The sequence below is a fragment of the Cryobacterium sp. TMT1-19 genome, from assembly GCF_004403055.1.
GTDB classification, from domain to species: domain Bacteria; phylum Actinomycetota; class Actinomycetes; order Actinomycetales; family Microbacteriaceae; genus Cryobacterium; species Cryobacterium sandaracinum.
This window is the reverse complement of record NZ_SOHB01000037.1, coordinates 1-4,231: the sequence shown is the minus strand read 5'-3', so window position 1 is coordinate 4,231 and position 4,231 is coordinate 1. Positions and strand designations below refer to the sequence as shown.

Annotated in this window: 4 protein-coding genes and 1 pseudogene; all 5 read right to left on the bottom strand. The window is 68.2% G+C overall.

Annotation, left to right across the window (positions count from 1 at the left end; genetic code table 11):
- Positions 1 to 195: 195 nt before the first annotated feature.
- On the bottom strand, positions 196 to 447 hold the full coding sequence (locus E3T40_RS10095; RefSeq protein WP_134543343.1) for a DUF3073 domain-containing protein: 252 nt from the start codon (positions 445 to 447) through the stop codon (positions 196 to 198).
- A 171-nt stretch (positions 448 to 618) separates the two neighbouring features.
- Positions 619 to 987, bottom strand: a complete 369-nt coding sequence (gene crcB, locus E3T40_RS16350) for a fluoride efflux transporter CrcB (RefSeq protein ID WP_158251989.1) — start codon at positions 985 to 987, stop codon at positions 619 to 621.
- On the bottom strand, positions 984 to 1,400 hold the full coding sequence (locus tag E3T40_RS10085) for a CrcB family protein (RefSeq protein WP_104169271.1): 417 nt from the start codon (positions 1,398 to 1,400) through the stop codon (positions 984 to 986). Before E3T40_RS10085 ends, crcB begins: the two co-directional genes overlap by 4 nt.
- Before the next feature lie 3 nt (positions 1,401 to 1,403).
- Positions 1,404 to 3,527 carry an APC family permease gene (locus E3T40_RS10080; protein WP_104193964.1) on the bottom strand — a complete coding sequence of 708 codons (2,124 nt, stop codon included), beginning with the start codon at positions 3,525 to 3,527 and terminating at the stop codon, positions 1,404 to 1,406.
- Between the two features lie 274 nt (positions 3,528 to 3,801).
- Positions 3,802 to 4,231 (bottom strand): annotated as a pseudogene (locus tag E3T40_RS16345) (hypothetical protein); the annotation flags it as partial.

The window sequence follows — 4,231 nt, the reverse complement described above, 5'->3', positions numbered from 1 at the left end:
CGCCGTGCGCCTGGTCGGCGGCTACGCGCTCTAGCAGGCCGCCCGCCGGGCCGCCCGCCGGGCGCCCCGCCGGGCGGCCCGTGCGCGTAAATGGCCGCCATCGGTGAAACGATGGCGGCCATTTGCGCGCACCCGCTGAGGCACAGGGCCGCGGGGGAGCAAAGCTAGCCGAGATGAGCCGAGCCGAGCCGAGCGTCAGGCGCGCTTCTGCTCGTCTTCGGTGGCGTAGTGGTCGACGTATTGGTCGTCGGCGTCGGCGTCGTCGGTGTCTGCGTCTTTGCCGGCCTCGTACTCCGGCCACTTCGCGAGGTCCTCATCGAGGCGCGGATCGTTGGCCGGATGCCCGGTGAGCTCGCGCTCAAGCGCGTTGTAGTTGGTGTCCGGGCTGAAGTACTTCAGCTCGCGGGCAACCTTGGTGTGCTTTGCTTTTTGACGGCCGCGCCCCATGCGAGACCCCCTAACGATGCCAGGCCGGGTGAGAGAAGCGTCTCCCGGGAGTTGCCGAATATGGTGAAAACTAGCCGTCAGTTTAGCATGGCGGGCCGAACGGGCCGCGGATGCAAATCCTGAGCAGCGGTTCGCCGAACACGTTCACAATCAGCGTTCCTTCACTGTACCTCAGCGGGAGAGGAGGTAGCCCGCACCACAGACCAGGAACCCGAGCAGGAGAGTGCCGATCAGGTTGACAATGCCCGCTCGCCGACGCCCGGTGAGCGTCAGTTCGACGGTCTCGACGCTCCAGGTGCTGAACGTGGTCAGGCCGCCGCAGACCCCGGTCAACAGGATCAGTTGCACGTCGGCGGACACCGCGGCACGCTCGGAGAGACCGAGCACCACGCCGCCGATCAACGATCCGGCCACGTTCACGATCAACACGCCGAGCGGCAGCCGCCCGGGGCCGACGGGGAGGGCGCGCGAGACGAAGTAACGGATGACCGCCGCCGCGCCACCGGTGACGAGTACGCCGAGGCCCAACCAGGTGCTCACAGAGTGCTCCCGGAATCCGGAATGTCCGGCAACACGCGGTGCCGAAGCTGCGCCCCCAGCTGCAGGCCGAGGGCCGCGGCCCCGAACCCCAGCAGCAGAGTGGCCGCGAGGTAGATCCAGCCGAGAGTCGGGAATCCGGCCGCGCCGAGCGCGACCAGGGACACCATGACGGCGGAGTAGGTCGTGAACGACCCGAGCACCCCCGTGCCGAGGGCGGCCTTGACCCAGGCCGGCAGGCCCGGGCGGGTCCACAGGCCGGCCACCAGCCAGCCGAGGATGAACGCGCCGATCGTGTTGACGATCAGCGTGCTCGCCGGGAAGTCGGTGTCGGTGTGCGGGAGAGCCTGGTCGATGCCGAGTCGGAGGCCCGTGCCGACCATGCCGCCGAGAAAGACGGCGGGAGCAAGGCGCATCCGTTATTTCCTCTTGCGGCGCCGCGCGGAGGACGGCCGGGAATTCGGCGGAACCGTGCCGACGACCGGCGTGGGTCGGATCGGGATGTCCTTGGTCGGCGGAGCGAGCGGGCGGCGCGGGATCGGGCGGGGGCGCACGGGCTCGCCGCGGCGGTCCTGGCCGGGCACGGGCCGGGAGCGCCGGCCGTAGATGAGCTCGGAGGAGTCGAGCAGCCACGGCACCAGGGCAATGGTGACGCCGTGCACGAGCATGAGCTTCTGGCGCAGCCGCCGGGCCTTGTGGTTGTGCAGCAGACCCTCCCACCAGTGGCCCACGATGTAGATCGGGGTGTACACGGTGACGACCTCGGAGCCGTGGTCCTCGCGCCGGTCCTTGATGTAGCTGATCAGAGGCCAGCTGATATCCCGGTAGGGCGACTGTACGATGCGTAACGGCACCTGGATGTTCTGCTGCACCCAGGCGCGCTTGAGCGCCTTGGTCTCGTCGACGTCGACGGAGATGTGTACGGCCTCGATGCTCTCGTGGCGGGCCGCGATCGCGTAGTCCAACGCCTTGAGCACGGGCTTCTGCATCTTGCCGACCAGCACGATCGCGTGGTCGCCCGACGAGCCGAAGGTGGTGTCGGCATCCACTTCGATTTCCTTGGCGACGTCGCGGTAGTACCGGTTGACGCCGAGCATGAGGGTGAACAGCACAGGCATCAAAACGAAGACGAGCCAGGCGCCGTGGGTGAACTTGGTGATGGTGACCACTATCAGCACCACGCCGGTGAGCAGCGCGCCGAAGCCGTTGATCGAGAGGCTGGCGATGATGGATGCCCGGTTCGGCGGGTTCGTCTTCAGCAGGGTCAGCCAGTGCCGCACCATGCCCGTCTGCCCGAGTGTGAAGGAGACGAAGACGCCGATGATGTAGAGCTGGATCAGCACGGTCAGGTTGGCCTGGTAGATGACCAGGATGATGCAGGCGAAGAGGGCCAGCAGCAGCACACCGTTGGAGTAGATCAGGCGGTCGCCGCGGGTGCTGAGCGATTTCGGGGCGTAGGAGTCTTTGGCGAGTACCGAGCCGAGGAGCGGGAAGCCGTTGAACGCCGTGTTGGCGGCCAGCAGCAGCACCGCCGCGGTCGCGGCCTGCAGTACGAAGAACATGATCGAGTTGTTGCCGAAGGTGGCCGCCGCGATCTGGGCGATCAGGCTGCGCTGCGGGGAAGTCGCACACTCCTCCCAGCCGATCAGGTCGCAGGGATTCTCCGCGTAGTGCACCTTCGAGAACAGGGCGAGCGCGGTCAGGCCGATGAAGAGCGTGATGGCGATGCCGCCCATGAGCACCAGCGTGCGCTGGGCGTTCTTGACCTTCGGATGCTTGAATGCGGGCACCCCGTTGGCGATCGCCTCGACGCCGGTGAGCGCGCTGCACCCACTCGCGAAGGAGCGCAGCAGCAGCAGGATGAACGCCGACTGGGCCAGGCTCTGGGCCTCTACGTCGTAGTTCGCCGACTCGGCCATCGGGGTATCGCCGAGGGCGACCCGGGCGAGGCCCACGACGACCATCAGCAGCACGCTGGCGATGAACAGGTAGGTGGGGATGGCGAAAGCCTTGCTCGACTCGTGCACGCCGCGCAGGTTGACCGCCGCGAGCAGGATCACGAAGAAGACCGCGAACTCCACCCGGAACGGCGCCAGGCCCGGCAGTGCGGAGATGATGTTGTCCACGCCGCTGGCCACCGACACGACCACGGTCATCACGTAGTCGACGAGCAGGGCGGACGCGACGACGAGGCCGGCCTTCTCTCCGAGGTTCTTGTGCGCGACCTCGTAGTCGCCGCCGCCGGACGGGTAGGCCTTGATCAGCTGGCGGTACGACGCGACGACCACGACGAGCAGTAGCACGACGCACGCCGCGACCCAGGGCGCGAAGCTGAGAAAAGCCAGCCCACCGAGCGTCAGGATCATCAGGAGCTCTTGCGGCGCATACGCGACGCTCGACAGCGGGTCGCTCGCGAAGATGGGGAGGGCGAGGTGCTTGGGCAGCAACTGGCCGTCGAGCTTTTCGGTCGAGAGCGGGTCGCCGATGATCCACCTTTTCGGTGAACGTGTTTCTGGTGCCTGGGGGGTTCCCTCTGGTGTCACGAGGGACGACACTACTCCCTTGGATTCCTCTGTCAAATCCAGGGGAGTCGGCCGCGGTGCGGGCGTGTCGGGCGCGCCCGGTCTGCCTGATCTGCGGCGCCCTGATGTCCCTGCTCGCGATCGACCGTTCGGGGGGATGCACCGACCGCGCCACCCCACCGCCGAGGAGACCGCGGCCTGTACCGTCTGACCCGGTTGCGACGGTGACACACAGAACACCCGCGCAGCTGGCGAGGGTGTTCTGTGTGGGGGGGTGCTGTTGCACCGCTCCGGGCTAGTGGCCGCGCTGCCGGTGCAGGGCGGCGAGGATGTCCGCGCGCACCTCGACCAGGCGAGCCCGAAGTTCCGGCACGAGCGTGGTCGGCACGCCGGACCGTGTGGCAGCCTGGCGCAGGTCCGCGCGCAGCTGCTGACGGAACTCGTTCAGCACCAGGTCGGCCTCATGCAGCGCCCGGTTGGACTCGAGACGCGGGTCGGGCGTCGAGGCGGCGGTGGATCCCGAATCGCCTTCGACGGTTCCGGCGCGGGCACCTGTTCCGTCGAATGTGGTTCCCGATGTGCTGCCGCTCGCTGCCGATTCCGCTGCGCCGGTCTGCCATCCCGCTCCGGCCGAGGCTGAAGCTGCGGCTGATGCGGCTGCCGCGCCGGCGGCGGCCGCGGCCGCGGTGCGCGCGGCATTGCCGGCGGCGGTGCCCGCGGTGGTG